Origin of the sequence: Elizabethkingia argenteiflava (genome assembly GCF_009904105.1) — a bacterium.
In the GTDB taxonomy this organism is placed as follows: Bacteria; Bacteroidota; Bacteroidia; order Flavobacteriales; family Weeksellaceae; genus Elizabethkingia; species Elizabethkingia argenteiflava.
The window spans coordinates 1-1,526 of record NZ_JAAABJ010000234.1; the positions used below are offsets into that span (position 1 = coordinate 1).

The window sequence follows — 1,526 nt, forward strand, 5'->3', positions numbered from 1 at the left end:
AAGTACCCAGGCGGTCACGACCAGTTTCTAACTCAAATGAGCCAGCACTTAGACTACGCACGGTCTTCTTCGTTTTACCGTTCTTACGGTTAATTTGCTCGTTAAGTTTATCCTGAGCAAGGTGGTAGTCAAGCTCACCGGACATCATAGATTCCAGAAAGTGCTTCACCATGGGAGACAGAACCCCATCGGTGCCAGTCTTTTTTTTTCCAGAATAAAGGCCGGCAATAGCCTCATTCTTAAAAGACTCAAAGTCAAATTCTTCTTGTGACATAAGATATTATATTTAAAGATAATGTTTATGACACAGTTCGAGATACACCCTCAAGAATTCCCGTAAAGCGATAAAATTCATTGCTTTTATTCGATGGGAAAATTTTAAAAATAGCCCTCCTATGCCTGTTTTACAGTCCTTTCTTTCTCATCAGGATTTAGCCTTCCCTCACAGAATGTTTTGTAGATTGATTTCCTAAAATATGGACGAATGATAATCAAACGAAAAGGAGATATTCGCATAATTTTTATAAAAGATTTCATTCTGCTTAGAAAAGCCTGTATATGTAATTGTATTTGATCGGAATCTATTGTTGGTAAACCAGGTTAATTCTCATTTTTTATTCAGGGATAAACATTTCAAATTTGCATCCACTTGATAGCCCGAAGTCCTTCCAATAAGATTAACAAAGTCTTGTCATCAATTGAAGTCACCAAAGAAAGTTTTTTGCGGGTTTAAATTTGGTTTTATGTTCAAAATTCCATCCATTTAAGATCTCTCTATTCAATAGAGTTTAAGGTTTTGATTTTGGATGTTACCAAATTCTGAAAGCTAATGATTGTGTAGTGATTAGATTTTTTTACTACCTTGTTTTAGATTGAGGGTAAATATAACAGAACTGAAAAATCATGGAATTTTATAAAAAAAGAGATTTCAAAACTTTACTCACGGATACCGTAGGCTTTTTTAAAAACTATGGTAAAAATTATCTACAAATAATAGGGCTTATACTCATTTTGATATTAATGCTTTTTACTATATTATATGTAAGCTACTTATTGTATGGAAATTACTTCGATGAATCCTTGAGCTTAGGTTTAAAAATTATACATAAAAAAGACTTAAAGGAAGGTTTTCAAAATTATTTTTTCAACAATCCAGGAACCTTAATATTTCCCTTTTTCTTGATTCTTTTACTCATATTATTCCTTTTTTTAAGTTCATTTACGGTATTATATATGAACAGGCTATCAGATCAAGGAGGCGCTAAAATAAAATTTAAAGATATAATAGGGGATATTAGACGGAATATAAAAAAGATATTAATTTTTTTTATAGGCTTTATTTTTATATTGATACCATTAACGTGGATTATCTTCAGCATAAGTTCTCTTATTAGTTTTGGTGTAAACTCCCCCATAAATAGTACGACTATAATTTAGACAAAAAGTTTAAATTTAGGATTATATATTATGAAAAAGAAACAATTCAGTGCGAATCAGATTTCCAGTATTTTGAAAGAATTCGATAA

At 31.1% G+C, this 1,526-nt stretch carries 1 protein-coding gene; it reads right to left on the bottom strand.

Annotated features, from left to right (window positions below):
- Positions 1 to 274: transposase (locus GNY06_RS02160; RefSeq protein ID WP_176589940.1), on the bottom strand; the 274-nt coding region annotated here is incomplete at its 3' end.
- Positions 275 to 1,526: the final 1,252 nt, after the last annotated feature.